General features: G+C 47.4%; 21 protein-coding genes and 1 pseudogene. 4 read left to right on the top strand and 18 right to left on the bottom strand.

The window, feature by feature from the left end; all coding sequences use genetic code 11:
- Positions 1 to 206 precede the first annotated feature (206 nt).
- The 10 genes and pseudogenes from ACLQMU_RS12490 to ACLQMU_RS12445 all read right to left on the bottom strand — a co-directional run bounded on the left by ACLQMU_RS12490 (position 207) and on the right by ACLQMU_RS12445 (position 10,062).
- A complete protein-coding gene (locus ACLQMU_RS12490; RefSeq protein WP_424040758.1) occupies positions 207 to 437 on the bottom strand; it encodes a HEPN domain-containing protein in 231 nt (76 codons plus the stop codon).
- Positions 397 to 588, bottom strand: coding sequence for a HEPN domain-containing protein (locus ACLQMU_RS12485; RefSeq protein ID WP_424040753.1), 192 nt, complete (start codon positions 586 to 588; stop codon positions 397 to 399). Before ACLQMU_RS12485 ends, ACLQMU_RS12490 begins: the two co-directional genes overlap by 41 nt.
- Positions 589 to 608: 20 nt before the next feature.
- Positions 609 to 941: pseudogene (locus ACLQMU_RS12480) on the bottom strand (nucleotidyltransferase domain-containing protein); the annotation flags it as partial.
- A gap of 767 nt (positions 942 to 1,708) precedes the next feature.
- Positions 1,709 to 2,932, bottom strand: coding sequence for a DNA methyltransferase (locus ACLQMU_RS12475; RefSeq protein WP_424040755.1), 1,224 nt, complete (start codon positions 2,930 to 2,932; stop codon positions 1,709 to 1,711).
- Between the two features lie 16 nt (positions 2,933 to 2,948).
- Entirely contained in the window at positions 2,949 to 4,214 is a 1,266-nt protein-coding gene (locus ACLQMU_RS12470; protein ID WP_424040760.1) for an HD domain-containing protein, read from the bottom strand.
- A 79-nt stretch (positions 4,215 to 4,293) separates the two neighbouring features.
- Positions 4,294 to 5,487 (bottom strand): hypothetical protein, encoded by a 1,194-nt coding sequence (locus ACLQMU_RS12465; protein ID WP_443673738.1) that lies wholly within the window; start codon positions 5,485 to 5,487, stop codon positions 4,294 to 4,296.
- Positions 5,488 to 5,528: 41 nt separating this feature from the next.
- A complete protein-coding gene (locus ACLQMU_RS12460; RefSeq protein ID WP_422149592.1) occupies positions 5,529 to 6,050 on the bottom strand; it encodes a hypothetical protein in 522 nt (173 codons plus the stop codon).
- A gap of 15 nt (positions 6,051 to 6,065) precedes the next feature.
- Complete coding sequence (locus ACLQMU_RS12455; RefSeq protein ID WP_443673737.1) at positions 6,066 to 6,779, bottom strand: hypothetical protein; 714 nt, start codon at positions 6,777 to 6,779, stop codon at positions 6,066 to 6,068.
- An 803-nt stretch (positions 6,780 to 7,582) separates the two neighbouring features.
- Positions 7,583 to 8,209 (bottom strand): hypothetical protein, encoded by a 627-nt coding sequence (locus tag ACLQMU_RS12450; protein WP_443673736.1) that lies wholly within the window; start codon positions 8,207 to 8,209, stop codon positions 7,583 to 7,585.
- 626 nt (positions 8,210 to 8,835) lie between these two features.
- A complete protein-coding gene (locus tag ACLQMU_RS12445) occupies positions 8,836 to 10,062 on the bottom strand; it encodes a hypothetical protein (RefSeq protein ID WP_422149254.1) in 1,227 nt (408 codons plus the stop codon).
- A gap of 203 nt (positions 10,063 to 10,265) precedes the next feature.
- Here ACLQMU_RS12445 and ACLQMU_RS12440 point away from each other — a divergent pair, with 203 nt between their 5' ends.
- Together ACLQMU_RS12440 and ACLQMU_RS12435 are read left to right on the top strand one after the other, a co-directional pair.
- On the top strand, positions 10,266 to 10,511 hold the full coding sequence (locus tag ACLQMU_RS12440; RefSeq protein ID WP_422149255.1) for a HEPN domain-containing protein: 246 nt from the start codon (positions 10,266 to 10,268) through the stop codon (positions 10,509 to 10,511).
- On the top strand, positions 10,508 to 10,630 hold the full coding sequence (locus ACLQMU_RS12435; RefSeq protein WP_422149256.1) for a hypothetical protein: 123 nt from the start codon (positions 10,508 to 10,510) through the stop codon (positions 10,628 to 10,630). The genes ACLQMU_RS12440 and ACLQMU_RS12435 overlap by 4 nt, the downstream gene beginning before the upstream one ends.
- A 142-nt stretch (positions 10,631 to 10,772) precedes the next feature.
- Here ACLQMU_RS12435 and ACLQMU_RS12430 read toward each other — a convergent pair whose 3' ends face one another.
- The 4 genes from ACLQMU_RS12430 to ACLQMU_RS12415 form a co-directional block, all read right to left on the bottom strand.
- Positions 10,773 to 11,906, bottom strand: a complete 1,134-nt coding sequence (locus ACLQMU_RS12430) for a radical SAM/SPASM domain-containing protein (RefSeq protein WP_443673735.1) — start codon at positions 11,904 to 11,906, stop codon at positions 10,773 to 10,775.
- 117 nt (positions 11,907 to 12,023) lie between these two features.
- Positions 12,024 to 12,212 carry a hypothetical protein gene (locus ACLQMU_RS12425; RefSeq protein WP_443673734.1) on the bottom strand — a complete coding sequence of 63 codons (189 nt, stop codon included), beginning with the start codon at positions 12,210 to 12,212 and terminating at the stop codon, positions 12,024 to 12,026.
- Between the two features lie 187 nt (positions 12,213 to 12,399).
- Complete coding sequence (locus ACLQMU_RS12420; protein ID WP_443673733.1) at positions 12,400 to 13,833, bottom strand: DUF1254 domain-containing protein; 1,434 nt, start codon at positions 13,831 to 13,833, stop codon at positions 12,400 to 12,402.
- Between the two features lie 694 nt (positions 13,834 to 14,527).
- The gene (locus ACLQMU_RS12415) at positions 14,528 to 15,199 is read right to left on the bottom strand and encodes an MBL fold metallo-hydrolase (protein ID WP_443673732.1); all 672 of its coding nucleotides are present in this window, start codon (positions 15,197 to 15,199) and stop codon (positions 14,528 to 14,530) included.
- A 158-nt stretch (positions 15,200 to 15,357) separates the two neighbouring features.
- On the opposite strand from ACLQMU_RS12415, the gene ACLQMU_RS12410 reads away from it, so the two are divergent.
- A complete protein-coding gene (locus tag ACLQMU_RS12410; RefSeq protein ID WP_443673731.1) occupies positions 15,358 to 15,915 on the top strand; it encodes a helix-turn-helix domain-containing protein in 558 nt (185 codons plus the stop codon).
- A 444-nt stretch (positions 15,916 to 16,359) separates the two neighbouring features.
- Here ACLQMU_RS12410 and ACLQMU_RS12405 read toward each other — a convergent pair whose 3' ends face one another.
- The 4 genes from ACLQMU_RS12405 to ACLQMU_RS12390 form a co-directional block, all read right to left on the bottom strand.
- A complete protein-coding gene (locus ACLQMU_RS12405) occupies positions 16,360 to 16,794 on the bottom strand; it encodes a hypothetical protein (RefSeq protein ID WP_422149158.1) in 435 nt (144 codons plus the stop codon).
- Position 16,795: 1 nt separating this feature from the next.
- On the bottom strand, positions 16,796 to 17,908 hold the full coding sequence (locus tag ACLQMU_RS12400) for a hypothetical protein (RefSeq protein ID WP_443673730.1): 1,113 nt from the start codon (positions 17,906 to 17,908) through the stop codon (positions 16,796 to 16,798).
- A 119-nt stretch (positions 17,909 to 18,027) separates the two neighbouring features.
- Positions 18,028 to 18,456, bottom strand: a complete 429-nt coding sequence (locus ACLQMU_RS12395; RefSeq protein ID WP_422149160.1) for an EVE domain-containing protein — start codon at positions 18,454 to 18,456, stop codon at positions 18,028 to 18,030.
- An 89-nt stretch (positions 18,457 to 18,545) separates the two neighbouring features.
- Entirely contained in the window at positions 18,546 to 18,899 is a 354-nt protein-coding gene (locus ACLQMU_RS12390; RefSeq protein WP_424040596.1) for a winged helix-turn-helix transcriptional regulator, read from the bottom strand.
- Between the two features lie 147 nt (positions 18,900 to 19,046).
- On the opposite strand from ACLQMU_RS12390, the gene ACLQMU_RS12385 reads away from it, so the two are divergent.
- Positions 19,047 to 19,682, top strand: coding sequence for a flavodoxin family protein (locus ACLQMU_RS12385; protein ID WP_424040584.1), 636 nt, complete (start codon positions 19,047 to 19,049; stop codon positions 19,680 to 19,682).
- The last annotated feature ends 160 nt before the right edge of the window (positions 19,683 to 19,842 follow it).

Genomic DNA, 19,842 nt, shown 5'->3' with positions numbered 1-19,842 from the left:
GTTAGTAGGGGGTTATGAGATATAAGGGCGGTGGGACGGGTGGTGAAACTAAAAATGGTTCATCAGTCCGTATCTTTTTTTCCGCTGATCAGCCGCATGGTTACATCCCGGTGAGCGGGGTCATCTTTTACTACAAGGGTCATTTTGTCCCGGTAAAAGGGACCCGGGGTCATGCCATCATCCCCGTGCCTGCAGATAACCGCACTTTATGGTGCCCCGTTAAATTGTTGTTCAACCCACGCAAACACCGTCTCTGCACCTTTTCTGGCTTTCAGGTATTCCCGCTCTTTTACCGGTTCATACGATCCGGGATACCGGGTCGATACTGCATAATGGGTGAGCGAAACAGATGTTTTTACCTCGTCCGGCACACAACAGTCATGTTTTTCAAGTTCCTCAATGAGGAGGGAGAGGGAATGTGTCTGGGGCGGAACGATACCTCCCGAGAATCAGCAGGCCTTTGAGGGATTTTTCTGCGGCCTGTTCGCAATCGAAACAGAGATCCTCATACACGATATCGGGATTGCTCTTTCCCTCCCGGGCACGGGAGAGATTGCTTCGTGCCCGGAGAAGCCACGTTTTGAGCAAGTGACCGGTTTTTCATAGATGATCCTGCCCTGCTTCGCGATGTCGTGGTAAATCATGAAGGGGTTGTCCCTGAATTCTTCGAACGTCTCGGGAGTCTCGACAATGACATCGACCGGCACGCCGACCCCGTACAGGTCGCGATAGAGTTTCATGGCGAGCTCGCGGCGGTGTTTTACTCCCTTTTTGATGACGCAGATATCGTAGTCGCTTTTTTGCGTCTGCGATCCTTTTGACCGTGAACCAAAAAGGATGATGCGGTCGGGATCAGCGGACCGTGCGATGATATCAACGATCTTTTTGAGTGCCCCGCTCGTTTTCCGCGATGTTTTTGTCGTCTTAAATACTCCGGGCATTTTTTTGTTTGGGCCAGCGGTAAATATCCTGTCAGTTCTGTTTTGGAGAGAGAAGTGGATAATCATTTCCCCGTTTAGCCAGCAACTGCAATCTTCTCCACCGTCATCCCCCCCAATCCGGTCATTTCCCAATCCAGCTGCTTTCCCCGCAGGTCACCATACGGACCTCATCCAATCCGGGCCCAATATGAGCCCCGATTGCCCCTTTCCGGATCCAAAAGAAGCCCGTATCGGGCTCCGTTTAAAAACAAGCCCAAATCGGCCCTATTTTTGCAATCGGACGAAATAAAAATTCCTCATATCCGCGTTTTACGGGCCGAAACCGGGGCCGGATGGGTTTTTGTCCATTCCCGGAAAAAGAGGCCGCCGGATGGCCGCTATTGGGCGATAATGGGCATTATATGGGGCTCAAATTGGGCGTATTTTGGCAAATAAATTGATTAAATGGCCCGGATTTGCTTCGCGTGGAATCGGACGGTTTTACGGGCGTATTTTTGCATCAAAAGAATGGATACCGGGGGTGTGCAGGAAAATGCGGGGTTACTGTTCCCATCTGAAATGAGTGAAGTACTGAACCTTGCAAATTTGCTTCCCGCGCAGGTCCATCCCCGAGTCCGGGTCGAGCCGGGAAAATGCGGCGAGGCCGAGGTGCGTGTCTCGCGATAGGGACGAGATTCATTCTCTTAGGTTTTTAGTTGAAGTGTGCTGGCATATAAGGGGGAGGGGAGCGGGGGGAAAATGAGTGGTAGTAAATTTTTTAAATTATGTTATTTTTGAAAAATATAGATACATTCTCTCTGAATGCTTTTAGCTCCCATTCTTTGTTTAGTTATGGATCTGGGGATCGTTTTGGAAAGAGTAAACCCAAGAGTCTCTTTACATATTCGTTGGATTTCATCTTCAATCGTAACTCCATCTATTCGCTTACCCATCTCACCAAAGACAAGAGAAAAATAAGAACCATCTTTCATCACTCTGTGGATTTCTCCAAGTGATTGTTCCATATCATGACAATAGTCTATTAACGCTTTTTCTTTGAGTCTTCTTTTGAATCGGGGTCCAATCTCATTTTCCTTCATTGAATTAATACTCTCAATATTATGACCTAACCAATAAAATGAGAGGCGATGACCTGTTGTATAATCAATTGTAGTTGGATATGGAGGGGATGTTACAACAAAGTCTATTGAATTATCATTAATGAAATTAAGATTTCTACAATCTGCCCGATGAACTGTGTTAAGGTCATTTAAGGATGATATTTTTTCATTACTGTCAAGATTATCATCCAAGAATTTTCTCATCTCATTTCCCATAAAGGTTAATTTTCTTTCAAATGCCTCGATTGCGTTATTATACTCTTTTTTATAATTTTTATTAACACAATTATCTGCAATATAACCGTAATTTCTTGTTTTATGGATGGAAAGATATTTCAATCTATCAGAGAACGCGATAGTACAAAAATCTTTAAAATCTTGATTTTTAAGGTCATCAATATGAAGTTTTATTAATCCAATTTCCAGCAATGTTCGATGATGGAACCATTCCTCTTTATCTGGGAAATCTGGAATATGCTTACATATTTCCGCTTTCAATTGAGAAGTTTTTTCATTATCCGTTAAAAAAAACTTGTCACTCTTTAAGATCATTGCATCATTATCAATTTTATTAATTATTTTTTGTATTTCCTGTTCAAGAATCGCATTATCTATCATTGTAGTTTTAACCTTGGAAATTAAGTGAGCAAGAATATTTGAGTCCACCCCAATAGACCGCCTTCGTAATTTCATGGCTTCGACTAATGTGGTCCCTCCACCACAAAAGGGATCTAAAACGGTCTCACCCCGGTTAGTAAAATTTGAAATGAGGATACTTGGTATCTGTGGAATATATGTCCCTAAATACCAATGAAAAGAGTGCACACCAAAATTTGTAAGTGCATCGTTGAAGTCCCAGTTTATTTTATCTAGATTTTTAAAATTTTTCATTGCAGATCTATACTATCTACAAAAAAATATCTAAACCTGTCTGTTTGCGGACGACATGAGACGAACCTGCATTTTTGAGATATTGAGGGTTTGTCACTTCATGAGCACCAAGAATTTCCAATAGTACATTTTTACAATTTTGCTCTCTTTTGAATGATTCTTTAAATTTGGCTTTAGAGAAAATACCAATAAGGAGCTCATTTACGTGCCCACCAATAGTTATATTTTTAGAAGATTTTTGATTGATAACATCATTATCTGTGATTACTGCCAGGTCGATCTTTCTGGAGCTTTTATCATTATCGTGAATAAAATTTACAATGATCTCTATTCCTAACTCTGTTTCAAGTCGTTTCTCGATCTCCCTTCTTTTCTGCAGTGTTTTGATTTTGTCTATGGCTTTTTCATCATCGATCCAAACCATACTTTCGATGCAGAACAATTCACCCCGTTTTAATCTAGTGAATGTATCAAATGCAACTGATTCTTTTTGTGAAAGTCTCCACAGTAATTCAGTATCGGTTAATTGCCAATCTTGCCGACCATTAATTTCTCCTGCTTCGATCGCCTTGGTTACACCATAGGAGATCATAGTCTTCGCTGAAAAATCGAATTGGTTCGGCATCAACTCAGAATATAATTGTCGCCTAGTTTCCAGCCATTTTTTCAGATATTGAACATTATTTTCGAGGTATGCGATTTGATTTCCCAATAAAAAATATCCGTCAATTATAGAATAAATATTGGAGATATCGAAATCAATTCCCATATGGTATGCCATTCTATAGATATTATCGATATTGTCAAGGTCAAAATCACTTTTAATTAATTTTCCCAAATCCGTTTCACCAAGAATTAGCTTCGCGACGATTTTGGGATCAAGTGAAGAATTTGCAATTTTTTTCGATGAAATTATTCGAAATGCCTTTTGTTCTTTTCCAAAAGTTTGTGTGTATTGTCCGATTATTCCATCTTCGTAAGATTCTTCTCCGGATAGTATCTTTTTAATGTTCCTATCATGACTGTAATCGGGAGCAGTCTGTTGAAAGATATACTCCACGGTATGACCAAAAGGGGGTGTGGCTGCATCATGGAGCATACTTGCAGCAATAAGATAATGTTTTTCAATATCCCCAAGTTTTAACCGATTTGAGAGTCTATCAGCTAAAATTGCCATACCTAATGAATGTTCGAATCGACTGATATTTGCGATACCAGTAAGAAATAACGAATTTACATTCGATAATCTAATATCCCTCAGTCTTTGAACCTCTGGTGTCATTGCAAGTTCATATGCGAACTCGTGCAATTTCGTTCTCTTATACAGTGGATCAATTATGTGGGGCTGAATGACAATCAACTCATTTTTGGTAAGACGTCTTCCATTCTACTTCATCTGAATATTTCCTGATATCTATGTCTCGTAACTTAATGAGTTTTAACTTTATCGCACCTGAAGAATCATCTCTGAATTCAATTATTGCATCGACTGAACGTTTTAATTGAGTTAAAACTTCATTATCGGCATCATCATATTCGATGATAAAAGTCACCATTTTATAACTTTTCTCTGCGGGGATACTATGGTTAAAAAAAATTCTAATTTGCTCAGGACTTGATACATCTTGTAGTGTGGACAAAGAATCATAAACCATTCTATTCGGTCTTCGGTTATTCTTACTTTTTGCTTTTTCATTCTTTTTAATAATTTTAAATGCATCCCCGGTTGCTGAGTGTATACCAGCAATAGTTTTTCCGGTAATGATTTGGATTCCATCTCGACGAATTTCTGCGAATCTCTCGGCTAATATCTCATCGTCAAAACCATAATTCGGTGTATATCCATCAATAAAAACAATATCGTGGTTTTTATCTTTAATAATGGGATTAATCTTCTTCGCATTATTCCAAATTGTTATTGGGTGTTTATCTATACATACATAATTTGCGGTCTCATTATTTTCTAAACCATCAATGAGTAATTGCAAGGCAAGGTTACTCATATCGATATTACATCTTCCGATGAAAAGAAATGAATAACCATCATTTATAATTTTAATTTCTTCATTTATAAATTTAAATGGCAATGATTTGAAGAGTTTTTGGTCCTCATTTCTAGGTTCCATGCCCATACCCAATTCATATGTTTTTAGGGATCTCAACCAATTGGTTATTAATCGAAACGGAAAAATATGCTTTAAATACCGTTTTTCTTTCAAGTGATATATCCGGCTATATGATTTTAGAAATACCCAAAATAATCCTAATACGCTCGCAGTAAACAGGATTACGGATAATAATAGTAATGTTGATGTGTTGATAATTGTCAAATCTAGTAAATTGACTTGAATTTGGAATTTGTCAAATAAAGCTGCAAAAAGTGCTAATAATGTTGAACAACATAACGCAAAAAGAATGAGAAGAAGACTATTAGATCCTGCTTTCAATCGATAATCTTTGCTAAATAATGTATAGAGTGTTGCAACAAATGCTGAAGATAGAGCAGATAATGATAAAATTCTCCATGCAAGTTCAAAATCCGTAATTGGCTCCATACTTAAGTTTTTACTTTTTCTTTACGGGTATATACAGTTATTTATTCCTTTTTTATGATTAATTCGAGTTGTTGAACGATTTTTTCAATCTCTGATGGATTGTTTAAGGGAAGTCCAACAAAATTTTGAGAAGGCACAATATTGTCGAGTAATTCAATAATATGTTTGTAAAATAACCCCGGTTCATTTGCGATTTTGCCATTACCTAATGTAGTTCGGGTAATACCACAAGTGGGAGAATATTCAATCCCTACAAAACCAATTATTGAATATCCCTCATCTTGATATTGTAAAATAAGTTTTTTAATTTTCTCGGCATATTCTTTACAAATTTTATTAAATAATTGATTATTGTAATGGTTTTGCCCACAAGCTCTGCGATTTAAACCCTCATATTTTATTTCGGGGCAGGGTAATTGGATCATTCCGACATTATGCTCAATAATAAAATCGATTATGGGCTTAACTATTACCTTTCCGTTCAGTTTTGTTTTGATCCCCCTAGCTCGTGCACATTGATTCACTACGCAATGACTTACAAAAATTATTCGTTTTTCATTCATAGCACATCACAATAATTATGGAAAATTATCTGTTTTCTCATCGAAATGAGACTTGATATATCTTCGGCATTGAGGTAATTTATCTTCAATATACGAAACTACCCTATGCGGTTCTGGTATACTAAATGTACCTCCAAATAAACAAGTTCCTTCTAGTGATTTTGTGGATAACCCAAACTTCATTAGTTTATCCTTAACCTGTTCTTTGCTCGTCTCGGAATAAACTGGATTAATGTATTTTATATCATATTCTTCATGGAATCTTTTTACTGCCTCGATTGCTTCAGGCATTTGTTCTATCCATTTTTTTTGATAATCCGTATATCCATCTGCGATTGTAGGGATATCATTCTCCAGACAATAAATGAGAGAAATGACATGCATTGATAACTTGCAGCTCATGCAAATTAAATTAGTCTCATATTTTTTGATATCCTTTTCAAGATTTTTTAATCCAAGATCCTTAAATAGTCCATATGAGGGAATAATCTCTCGTTTTATAATTGCATCCGGAAATTTTTTAAACAATTCTTCATATCGATTATCTGCTAAATCTTGGCGAATAGTAGCTCCATTATTGAATGTTAAAAGATAAATTTGATATCCTTTTTTTGCTAACACACCGCAGGCTAAAGAGGAATCGCGCCCACCAGAAAATAATAACGCCACAGTTTTGGCTTTAGAATTTGAAGTATTTTTTTTAGAGCCAATTGGTTTTGTTTTTACCATTTTGATGCATCATGTCCAAAATTTGGTTTTTTCATTTGGGTAGACTAAATATTAACTGAACTCTTTGTTATTGTTTTTGATATATTTTAATTGCTATTCAAAAGGAAAAGCTAAAAAGAGTTCTCCGAGCTCTTCGATGGAGCGGGATTATTTACCGGGTGCTCCACGAATCCCGCGAAGTGGTCGTATATTATATCCGGCACCGGAGTGTGGCAAACCAGGGCGTGTAACTCTCACATATTCGCATAGGTAATCTGGGTGGGTACCCCCCACCTTCACGCACACAGGGGGAGGGGGATCACCCTCTCTCCCCCTATATACTAGTGCATTCCCCGCCACCTCGCCCAACCTGTCACAGGTCATCGACCCGGCCAATGCACCTGACCCGTATGAGGGAGCCCTAAAACCGGTCCGGAAAACAGCCCTTCTTTTCATTTGACCCCACTGCCCTCCACCCGGCCCTGAGTTCTGCCTCCCAAAAGCGTACAATAGCGTTCTACACGCCCGCGTAAAATGCCCCGTTTTCCCGTAATCGCAAGAATCTGGCGATTTCGGAAAAAGTGTGTAAAAGCGTACCCGTTTTTGCAGGTAATTCCGGAAAAGTGGTGTCCGGCGGGGTAATCCGGGGCCGTAAAAGGGCTGGATTGGATATCTGGAGAGGCGAGGGCCGGGCAGGGTATGCCCCCAATGGAGAGAAGGAACTGCCGGGTCCCCTGCCGGATCCCTCCCTACCTCACTACGCGAGGAGTCGCTCGGCCGCTTCGTCGGGGTCTCTGCTCGGGCCGGCTCCTGTTGTGCCGGGTCTACTTCACGATCACGGTAAGATTGAACTCGGGAGCCCCATTTGCAATGCCGCTGGGAGAAGCGCCAAATGTCCCGTCAATGAACGATCTCCCGGGACTGACCGCCCGGTACCGGGCCCGGTAATGGCCGGAGGTATTCCAGAAATCGGTACCGGTGTCATAGTATCCGTCATTTACCAACTCGAGCCCGCACCCGGAGACCGGTATATTCCAGCTCCAGGCAACTCCCGGGGCCCACCGGAGGTTGATCTCAACGATCTCCCCCTTCTCAAGCACGATAGTCCTGCCGGATTCGCTCTCGTTCAGGGAGTACCGGATTCCGGGCATCGGGTCCTGGATCGGGACGGACGTATCGACCGGAACAGGGACCCGGGGCTCGGCATCCTGAGGATTGCACCGGGACACGGGATCCTGCGTGGAACCGGTTATCGGTACGGCCGGGGAGGCCGGTTGAGCCGGTGCTGGAGTAACGGGTGTTGGCTGAAGGGTAAGGTCCTGCTGTTGGTCCTGGTGAAGATTTTCTGACGGACGATACGTATTGTAAACAAAATAACTTCCGGCAATTACCAGAATAACCAGGCAAACCAGAACCGCCAGATAATAAGCGTTTATTTTTAATTTTTCCATCGAATTACACACTCCTTTATTCCTAGGTAAAACTTTCTTTTTTTGGCAATGTACACTGCAAATTTGTAAAACCCTCGTTCTGACTGTTGCGATTGCATCCGCTGAGCCCCATTATGTAAATCGCAGCGGTATCAAACGCCACGCGATTGCCGGTCCGGCACCCCTACGCCACACTCGCGATCGAGTGGGGCTGCTCTTGTTATGATATAATTTTCAGATTCATGAATACCTGTGTGAACATCAGATTTGTTAAACCCGTATTGGTGTTGTTGCAACCGGTGGAACCGGGGTGGATTCTTCATCAATCAACTGATTTCCGGATCGATTCATGGACATTGTAGATGTCTGATTTGTTACATTCGTGTCGGAGTTGTTCCAATTTGTGGAAACGATATTGATATCGGGTGTAGTTTGATTCAGTTTCTCCATTGATATACCATCAGAGGACGGGCTTTTCAGAATGCATCCACACATAAATGCACTCCCGCACAGGATTAGGCCAGTTAATAGAATTAATCTGATATTTTTACCAATAAATTCATGATTACATAACATTCTCACTATCACCAGTTGATATATAAATTTATTAAATCTCATAGGAATCCATACCTAAAAAAAAGATGTATCTAATAATTTTGACCAGTAATGTGTTGGGTATTAATTCTTCCGGAACCATCAAACCAGGCATTTATATACACATATTGCTCATCGCTGCTATAGCTGTTCCAGTCAAATGTGGTCTGGGGGCTGTACCAGCTGCCTCCGGCATATGTACTGTCATCACGTATCGCATTTGTTTCTGTTCTGAAATAATTCGAGATGCCTCCGACAGTATCAACTTCTGTAGATCCTACGAGCCAATCTACTCTTGTTGATGGATTATCTGTATCACTGTAAGATTTTTGATACCATAATCCCGAAGATGTATCTTGCAGGAATACATCGTATACTCCGTTGGTTATGTAGAGACGATAGTCAATCTCCTGAAGTGTACCTGTGACATCAATTTTCAGCCAGTTCCATGCTGTTGACCAGGTTCCTTCGTCATAAACGGCTACCCATGCATATACTCCTCCGGAATCTGTAAAATCAGTAATAAATTCAATTATATCTCCGCTATGATCGAGATAAATTTCCCGTTCGTCGTAATTTCGGAATGTCTCTCCCGAATTTGAATATGAGGTTGGATCCATGTGTCCGGTAACTTTAGTAACAGAATAACCGGTATCCCGCTGATACCATGCCCGGACCTGCTTGTCAATGCTCTTTGTCCCTGCCGGTTTTTGGTTTTTCTGGAGATTGAGTGCAGATTGGTTACCAGAATGTTGTAGATTTATTCCGGATGCTTTCTGTCGTTCCTGTAATGTTACATCTTTCTCGTTCAGATTTGAAAATCCTTCAAACATTGTTTCCGGATACGAGACAGTAATCATACCTGAATCAGAATTTGTATCATCAAGTTCGAGCATTTTTTTCGGAACCCGAAGCATGACAATCGCTTCATTGTCACTGACATCTGGTGTGTTCAACCAGGTTACCGGAAATGTCAATTGAACCATGTCTGATTGGGGATCTTTATCATTTTGCGTGAACCATGTTTTTGAGAAGATTACTTGGGCCATCTCAGATTCAGGTACTGAGGGCGTTGGAACATATTTTTTTAATAATTGCTGTTCTTCGTTGTAAGATAATTTGTCATTGATGCCGGGTTGGAAAGCTGGTACTTTCTGGAGTGTTCCAGCATTCAATGAATCATTATCCTGTTGAGGTGTTGTAACAACAGTCATCCCGGAAGATGATTCCGCACTCACCATCGGTACCATCGCCATCGCCTTCACGTGCTCCTCTTCCACCTGCCCTCATCACAATCGAAGGGCGGGCATGAAACGATCGCGAAAACTGGAAGCCGGGGGGATGGGCGATATCCGGATGGATTCAGTCAACAGCCGCGATCAATGACGGCCAACAGGCACCCGAATGCAATGGTCCGGCCAACCGCAGGGTTCATCTTGGATGGGGGGCCCTGCGGAAGGTTGCGCCATCCACCGGGAAGGCTATGCAATCCATCGCACAGGCCCGTGAATGGGTGACGGAGGCCGAATATGACTGCGATGCAGGCGCGGTACGATCTGCCCTCATGGCTGCATACATGGGATATTTCCATGCAGCACGTGCGATTTTCATCCGTGACGGGATCCGGGAGAAAAGCCATTACTGCATTGGCGTGTATCTTGAATCCTACCGGGAAGCGGGACTGCTGGAAGATATGTGGGTACTGCAGTTCGATCACATGAGGGCTTGAGGCAGGACGATCAGTACAGCCTTGATGCCCGCCCGACCCCTGAAGAGGTCAGGCAGGCCGTGGCCGATGCCCACAGGTTTATCGGACGGATTGAACTGCTCCTGAATACTCCGCGATAATGGTTTCCCGGAATTTTTTCACGCCCACTTCTTTCTGGTCATCAGGGAAACCGTGCATTTCCCGGACGGCCCGGGGCTTCTTTATGATCGCAGCAATCCGGCTCCGCAGCATGGATCATTTCCTCATTGTGTGCCGGTGTCATCACTCGTCGCAGTTCCGCCCTTCATTTTGCAGTCCCTCTACCCATTCCCGGTTCGTCCAGAGGGCACATCCGCCGTTTGTTTCGGTGAGAAGATGATAGTGTGACCGGATCCGGGAGAGCAGAGGGGAATGGAGGGCTTCGCGGAGGGAGACCTGTGCCAGGTTCGTATCAGAGAACGGCGCCGCCGGGCAGGCTTCGATATCGCCCGAAGCGCTGATGTGGAGAAAGCCCCTTCCGGCCGCAAGGCAGCCCCCAAAGGCATTCTCCTCTCCGGGAAAACCGATGAAAAGTGCAGGATATTTTTTGTTGAAAAGAGCGATACGCTCGTACAGCGCCGTGCGCCGGTTGTCATCGAGCACCAGTGCCTCAGTACCCGGTTCGATGGGCACGTACTCCACAAACACAAAGACCCGGACACCGGTGGCGAGCATCTCCCGGACAAACAGGTCGGAGGTCACGGGATCGGCATTGGAGCGGGTGACCGTGACCGAACAGCCAAAGAAGATGCCGTTTTGTTTAAGCCGTGCACAGACTTCCAGCAACCGGTCGTACACCCCGGTACCCCGGCGGGCATCGGTCTCGTTTCGGAACCCTTCGAAGCTGATCATGGGAATGATGTTTTTTGTTCCGGCAAGTTCCCGTGCGGCCGCATCATCGATCAAAAGGCCGTTTGAAAAAACCGCAAAGAGAATCCGGGGATATGAACGTGCCAGGCCGGCGATCTCCGCTCTCCGGATCATGGGTTCACCCCCGGCAAAAACGATGATGGAGACGCCGAGTCCGGATGCTTCACGGACAAGCGAGGAGAGGCGTCCGGGATCCAGTTCCCGGGCCGGACCGGCATGGGTGCCCCGCATATAGCACCCGCGGCAGGCAAGGTTGCACTGCGACGTCACGCTCACGAACAGAACGGGCGGGACCGGGAGCCCCTCCGCTTCATGAGCCCTGCGGACTGCAGCAGCCTTGTTCTGCCACGCGAGGATCCTTGTCCCCGCAACCACAAGCGCCGGATCAGCTGCAATGATCCGGAGGGCCTGCCTGAGGGCATCTGTTATGGAGGCATCGAGAAGCTCCCGGTAACCCCGTACAGGTTCCGGCGGGGTTTCAGGCAAAGGATTTGAATTGCGGTTCATGGATCACAAGGCAATGAATAGAGCATCTGTCTTTTAGGGACTTAACGAATAACGGCATTTGGAGTGTTACTACGTTTCTGCCCGTGAACCGAACATGGGTCGGAGTCATGGAGGCTTTCATCGGTATCGCACTTTGATATCGGCAACCGTATAGAGGTCCGGTTCGTTCCCAGGAAAACCCGAAAGCGAATGTTCCTCTACTGCATACAGGGCGTCCTTTGCGGTGTCCTCGTGTCCAGCGGATTTCGCCGGTTTTTTTGGAGCAGGATGGCCTTTCGTCACCCGGGATGCGGCCTGCGCAGTCATGATACAGTGTGTTGTTCCCGAGTCTCCATTATGGTTTCGGAGCCGTTACCTTCTGCTGGAAGGGGGGCGGGTACCTCTACATTCACGCACCAAGGAGGGGGGGTGATCCCTCTTTTAAAAAATATTGGGGGAGGTGTGACCCCCTCCGGAAAAAATGAGGGGCTATGCTATGCTCATCCTTTGCCGATCACGGCACTGCGGTGATTGCCGGTGGCTGCCAGCCCGTGCCATTGAGGATGCCGGGGATCGCGGCCGGTTGGGGAGCCATGAGTCGCCAGATAACCTCGAATCCCTGTCCGCTTGCGGTTGGCAGCCAGTTGTTTGCCTGAGCCGGGTCCGACGGCTGTGTGGACTGCAGGTAGAGGTCCACCGAGCCGTCGGTGTTGTTTGTAAGCTGCGACGTGTCGCTGAACTCGAACCGGTTGATCGGATTGGGGATCAGGGCTCCCTTCAGGTCATAGACGGTAAGCGTCCAGCCCTCGTTCACGGGCGGAGCAGATGCCATGTGCAGGACGTAGTTGGTTGATCCGTTGAGCGGCTTTTTGTTGCGATCTGCCCAGCTCATGGCAAAAATCGCCTGGTCGGAGGTAAAGGCACCGAGCCCAACCTGGCTTACGACAGCACGCAGCGGGTAGTTGGTCCCGTACTGCCCGAAACCTCCAACCAGATAGCCGTTGTGCTGGTCGAAGCTGGCAAGAAACAGGGTCTGGGTGTCGTTTTTAATCTGCGCAGGGCCGGCGGCTACGGCGTCTTGTAGACCCCGGACGGTGTCTTTGCTCAGGTGCACGTTATGTGAGGGTGCCATCCCGGGTCCGATCCCAACCTCCGCGAACTTGGCGAGCTCGGGCTGGTCGGCCGCCGGCGGTGGAAACTCCTTGAGCTGTTGTCCGAGCATATCGAAGAAATCGAGCCCGCCGGGTATCTGATAGTACTGGACGGTCGTGTTGGGATTCGTCACGTTCTCCGGCTGGTAGTTCGTCCCGTACTGGTTCAATGGCGTCAGCGTGTAGTTATCCTGAATGAGGTTAACAGTTGCGAGGTCGCTAGTACCTTTCAGTTGAGTTGATCCTATTATCCAGATGCGGTTATAGTCAACATTGATATGCTGGGTTCCCGCCGGGATAGGCGCATTCTGCTGGCCGGGGCCGGCGATGACGTAATCGCCAGGCGGGGTGTTGTGGACGCTGCCGAAGTTCTGGAGATCGTTGGTGTAGGGGTCGATCAGGGCGAGGACGAAGAAGTGGTTCTGTACCTCAGGCACATGGAGGACTTGTGGCTCTTTGCTCAGATCGAGCCATGCGATCGACGAGAGCCCGTTCGAGCCCGGCGCCACAACCACCGTGCTTCCCGGGTTGTTTAAGGTGCGCACGTTGTTGAACTGGTTGACCGGACCAAACGCACCGTCCGAGACGTTGATGCTGGTCATGGTCTCAAACGTCGTGCTGGTCTCGAGCAGTGGCAGGCCGTAGGTATAGGCTTCCAGTCCAATCTCGTAGCCCTTATTGTAGTCGGCTTGTGAAACGGCCGACAGGTAAGCCATTATTAGCAATGAAGCCGTTATCAGCAGTGCTACGCAGATAACGACAAGCACACGTCTTCGTGTAATCGCTCCGTCCCTCATACTTGGAAAGTGAAATTTAGCCATTTTTAAAGTTTTTGTTTTGGAGATTTTGGGAGATTTTATCAAGACAACTTTTGCATTCGGCTTTAGAGTTGTAGTATCCCGAAATCATTTGATCCCGGGTACTATCGTGAGTTGATCGGTATGGCAGGGAGTGAGAATACCCTGTTTCAACCTCAAAACCGATTCCGGATCCCCTCATGAAAAAATTTGGGGTGGAGAGGGGTGGCCCCTGGTTCGATCGAAAGAAGTGGGGAGGGTAAGTGGTCACATACCCCCTCATCCGGCGGCCCGGAAAAGCATACCCCAAATACGCCCGATACGGCCCCGGATTGCTAATCCGGCGATCCCGTTTTCCGGCTCCACAGGAAATGATGTCCACGCCCACGGAAGAAATGGCATTTTGGGAGTATTTTGCAAAACCGGGCAAAAAGAAGGCCACTTAAACCTGCAATATAGCGGGCCTGTACTGGCCCCGGGTTTCCGGAGGTGCCGGGGGTGGGGGCAGGGACGAAAAAGGCCGTTATGGAAAGATCACCTCCGGAAAATACTATCCTCGTATTCGCGTTTTTTTGGCCTTTCGGATGCCGGATGGGATAAACAAGGTGGCGAAAACAGCCCCCGTTTCACTATCCAGGACACACTTCAAATATTCTCATAATCTTCATTTTCATTTTCACGAAAATCCATTTTTTCAAGTATTTCTCTTTGCGAACTCCCGGACCTTTACCGATGCATCGGGTCTCAGAGGTATTCCATGTCCCGACAGCATGATGTCAAAATCAAGTGCGGCGATTTTATTGATTGATTGTTGTACCTCACCTGTGTCTAAGGGCAATGGCCCAATTTCGATTTTACTGCCGTTAAACCTCAACAGATCCCCGGCAAACAGAATTTTCGATGCCGGATCAAAAAGACAAATACTTCCCGGTGTATGTCCTGGCGTATGAATGGTGGTGAGACCAGCGATGGTGTCACCGTCGTTGAGCCGTATATCCGGTTCAACAGGCGTTGATCTGAACAACAGGGGCATGAGGACTTTAACGATCATTCCCTTAACACCACTCGGTACAGGCGGGGTTTTTCTGCCGGCAACGTAGTCCGCATCCTTTTTGTGAATGGCCACCTTCGCACCGCTCAGTTTTTTGAGATCGAAAGCGTCGCCCACGTGATCAATATGAAAGTGTGTCAGGACGATCGTTTTGATGTCTGAAGGTTTACGTTTAAGAATATCCTGAATATAGTTTACAATTTTTGCGCTGTTTTTGGGCATTCCCGTATCGATAAGTGTTAGCTCATCCCGAACAATAATGAAACAATTACCATTTACACCATCGACCTGGTGAATTCCCGGTACTATCTCCATAATCCTTCAACTCCATTTTTTTATATCTCTTCGATTATCCGACATCTGTCAATTTATAGCAATCAGCTGCGAACCGGCATCTGTACCCTGCACACAAACCTTTGTTCACGGATCGCAAACATTTTGTTCACGGAACGTGAACCAATAGTTCAGGGACTATGAACGAACGACTGCATGATCTCTCCGCGCTCTTCCGGACCGGGGAACGCGTCATCCTGCTCCGTGCCGCCCTCCTCGTACCGGCATGCACCGTGCAGCAGATCGCCGCAAAGACCGGCCTGTCAAAAGGACTTGTCTCCCCGTACCTCGCCCTGCTCGAACGCGAAGGGTTGCTCGAACGGACCGACCGCACCTACCGGCTGAAATTTTCCCCGGTGACGGTCGCAGTAAAACGCCTCCTCAATATCGATCTCGTCGCCGCCGCGTTCAAAAAACCGGCATGGGCATCCGGTATTGGGATCTACGGGAGCTGGGCTCTTGGGACAAATACGGAGGAGAACGATGTCGACCTCTGGGCGTGCGTAAAAACCCTGCCGACGGGGGTCGTGGTCGCAGAACTTGAGCGGGAGGTATCGCGTGCAGTTTCTGCCGAAGCCCGTGTCCTGGTCCTGACAAAAGAGAAAATTGCCGGGCTGAAAAGTTCTGATGAACCGTTTTACCGGTCGTTTGTGAAACAGTCTATCACGCTCGAAGGTGAATCCCCTGACACGTCTTGATGAGTGTTACGAGCGCGGGCACCTTCGGAAGGTTGCACCCTAATCATGATTAGTACTAATCACGATTAGGGAGTTCGTCCGCAATCTCCCCTTTCCCACCTCCAAAATACGCCCTATATGGCCCCGGATTGCCTCCAGCCAGCTCCGGAAAACCCCGCAAAATGCCCGGATTTTTGGGCCATCCGGAAGTCGGTTATACAGGGCCATTTTGAAAAAATAACCTGTATTTGCCCCCTGATTCGGATCCCCAAAATGGCCGTTTTTTTCGTTTCCGGCCTACCTTGGCCCGATCGAAGGGAGATCGGCCACCGGAAGGCCATTATGGCCGTTTCCGGAGGGGGTCGGAATCCGGCGGTTTTATGGGCGCATTTTGGCCGGGAAAACGGTGATTTGGGGATATTTTTATACGACGGCAGGAAAAATGGCGGGGGGCTCCCAGACCCCTTATGTCGTAAATATGATCAGTTTCGCAAGAGCGTCTTTGAGATCGCCGTTACAATACTCCATTCCCCCCACAAGGGATGTCACCCACCGGGGATCAAAATTCCCCGGGGTATAGACGCAGGTCATATTTTTTCCCTCAAGCATCGTTTTCATCCCCTGCGATTCGCTCTCGTTTAAGCGAACAAGCGCCTTTGTGAACGTGCAGTCAGAAGACACCGAATAGGTAAACGTCCCGGCAATCCCGGTGGCGGTCATGTTCGTTTCACTGCATTTGTTTGCTGCAGCAATGAACGCGGCCTGTTCCGGGCTCGGGTTTCCGGCCGCAGGAGATGCTCCGGTATTCGATACACAGCCGGTAGCCAGTACCATGAGGAATATCCAGAGGATGGCTGCAAGGGAAAGGGCCGCTGTTTTCGCTAGTGTTGACGTCTTCATGTTACTGCCCTCCCGTGGAGCCCAGCGTTTTTAAGAAATCTGTCCCACCCTGGTAGGTAAAGACGTACCTCAGGTTGTTCAGATCGACGGTCCCGGTCGCCTCAGTCTGGAGGTTCTGCCCATAGACGTTTTGCGCAGACGTGCGGACGTCAGGCCCGAGCGTCTCAATAAGGATGCTGTTATCCGGGGTCGGCCATGTCCCCATGTTATTTTCCCTCACAATCTGGTTTTTGATATCCTGCGCCCTGCTCTCGGAGACCGCAGTATTGGCGAGGGCGGCGTTCATGTACAGGGTAAATTCATCCCATTTCCCCTGGGTCTTTTTCAGTTCAGCAAGGTCGGCATTTGCATCAAAATTGGTGGAGTCCTTGGACAGGATCGCCTTGTACTCCCCTTCGATTTTTTGTTCCATCGCATTGATCTGGGCGGTATCCTGGGAGATCCTGGCATTTGCATCAGCCGGACTTATCTGCCCGGCCTGGACCTGGTGGGTGATGGTATCCCGATCAAGGCGCACAGCCAGATCATTGTTGAAATCGTAGCGTGCTGCGGCAATATCAGAAGAAAGGTAGGTCGATGATGCCGGGGCCACCGACGGGATAACCGGGACCCCGGCCTCTGCAGATGTCGGTGTGGCCGCAGAATTCGTCGTGGTTGCACCGGACCCGGGGCACCCGTTGCTGTTTGCCCCGGCGAGCGCGGTTGTGCCGCTGCAGTCGCCGTCCGGGCCCGTGTAGTCCCAGCTGTATTTTGCAGCGAACGCGGAACAATCCGTGGTGAAGTACACATCGTACGCCGACAGGTCAGAAGATCCCGGCGGGTCGGCAACGCTCCTTGAGGGAATGTGAAGGATGTTACCGGAGATAAATGTCCCTCCTGCCGACCCGTGCCCGACATCCCCCATCACGGCACTCCCGGCACTGAACTGGATCGGGACAGAATACTGGTTTGTCAAAACCGGCCCGCTGCATGCTGACTGATCTTCCGTGACCGTCACCTGCCACATGGTCGTCCCGCTGTAATTACTCCAGCTCCATGGTTGTGAAGAGGAATCTGCCACAACAGGAACGATGAGAGCGAGGAATATAACAATACACAAAGCATCCCGTATCATACCGATCAGTTCGAGGATGCGATGCCATATGATATAAAGGTATATCTGCGAAAAACATGACAGGTCGGCTCCGCACTAAAAAAAAACCGACAAGCCCAACCGGGGGACCGGCCGGGCGGTCACTCCTTGTTTTCAAACGCCTTTTCAATCCGGTCGAAATCGGGTTTCTGTATCTCGAGCAGGCCAAAGCGGAACGCATAGCCCCATGACTTCTTGTTCCGGATGAAATCCAGGTCGTTAATCAGCGGCTCGATCTTTACGACACCGGTCTGCTGGTACTGCACCTTTCTCCGGAACGGCTTGAAATCCGGCGACATCTCAACCTGGACGATCTCCTCATCGGATACCTCGCCAAGAGCCGTGAACGCATGGAGCGGTTCGTCTTCCCCGTACACCTTTTTTGGAGAATAGTAAATGATCCGGTCCCCGGCATGCATTCGGGAAAGACCGGACCGTTTCCCGTGTCCGGCCTGCGCAAATCCGCCGGCGACACCGAGCATGACGTGTTCCCGGGATGCAACAATGATCCAGTAATGGGGAGATGCCATGATACCCCTGTTTTTTTGCGAGGATGATATAGATTGGGATGATGCCCTGCTCTTTTTTCCGGGTTTGCTGGTTCCGGGGCCGTCCCCCTCTATTCTTCGCACCTGAACTCGATGTCATCCCCCATGTGTTCGGATCCCCAGTCGCAGAGCTGGTCGAGAATCGGGATGAGGGATTGTCCCTTTTTTGTGAGCGAATATTCCACTTTCGGCGGGACCTGGGCGTACACCTTTCTTTTGACAAGCCCGTCTTTTTCCAGTTCGCGGAGCTCCTTGGTGAGCATCCTCTGGGTGATCCGGGGTTCGACCCTGTTTACGATCTGGTTGAACCGAAGCGTCCCGTCCTTGAGCTGGTAGATGACGAGCGGTTTCCATTTGCCCCCGATCACGTCAAGGGTCGCCTCGATTGGCCAACTGTATTTGTATTTTTTCGGCGGGGCTGCCATAGTATCAAACCTGTCAGTATGTAACATATTTGTTTGTACTCACTATTTATGTCATACATGATTTATATATCGTATAGTAACACGGGCGATATTGAACAGAGTGGACAGAGTCAAAAAGAGTGTGAAAAATATCCGGGAGGTATGGGAATGAAGGTATTTCTGGTAAACGGCAGCCCGCACAAGAAGGGTTGCACATGGACTGCTCTTAATGAAGTAGCAAAAACCCTGAACAAAGAAGACATCGAAACGGAAATTTTCTGGATTGGCATAAAGCCGCTTGCCGGTTGTACGGCCTGCAAGACGTGTGCCAAAACCGGGCGCTGCATGTTTGACGACACGGTCAACGAATTCCTTGACATTGCAAAGGATGCAGACGGTTTTGTTTTCGGATCACCGGTGCATTACGCCGCAGCATCCGGTGCGATGACCTCCTTTATGAATCGCGCATTTTACACAGACCTGCAGTCAGGCAGGCAGACATTTGCCTTAAAACCGGCGGCCGCGGTTGTTTCCTCGCGCCGGGCGGGAACAACGACCGCCTTCGACCAGCTCAACAAGTATTTCACCATCTCGGAGATGCCCGTCATCTCGTCCCGCTACTGGAACATGGTTCACGGGGCACAGCCGGAAGATGTGAAAAAGGACGAAGAAGGCCTGCAGACCATGCGCATTCTTGCACGGAACATGGCGTTCTTCCTCAAATGTAAGGAGGCGGGTCTTCAGGCCGGTGTGCAGATTCCGAAGAGGGAAAAACCCATATTCACGAATTTTATCCGGGAATGAATGCATCATTATGGAGTAAGTACGGGGGCGGTGCTGAGAACACCGGGGACCACAAGGGAAGCACGGCAATGGATCAGGCATATGAGATGGGAAAGAACGTATGAGTACCAGGCGGGCGACACCATTTGGCCGGAACCCGTAACGGATGAGGAATATGCTG

The organism is Methanoregula sp., assembly GCF_052325125.1.
Classification (GTDB): domain Archaea; phylum Halobacteriota; class Methanomicrobia; order Methanomicrobiales; family Methanospirillaceae; genus Methanoregula.
This window is presented reverse-complemented; position numbering and strand designations above follow the sequence as displayed.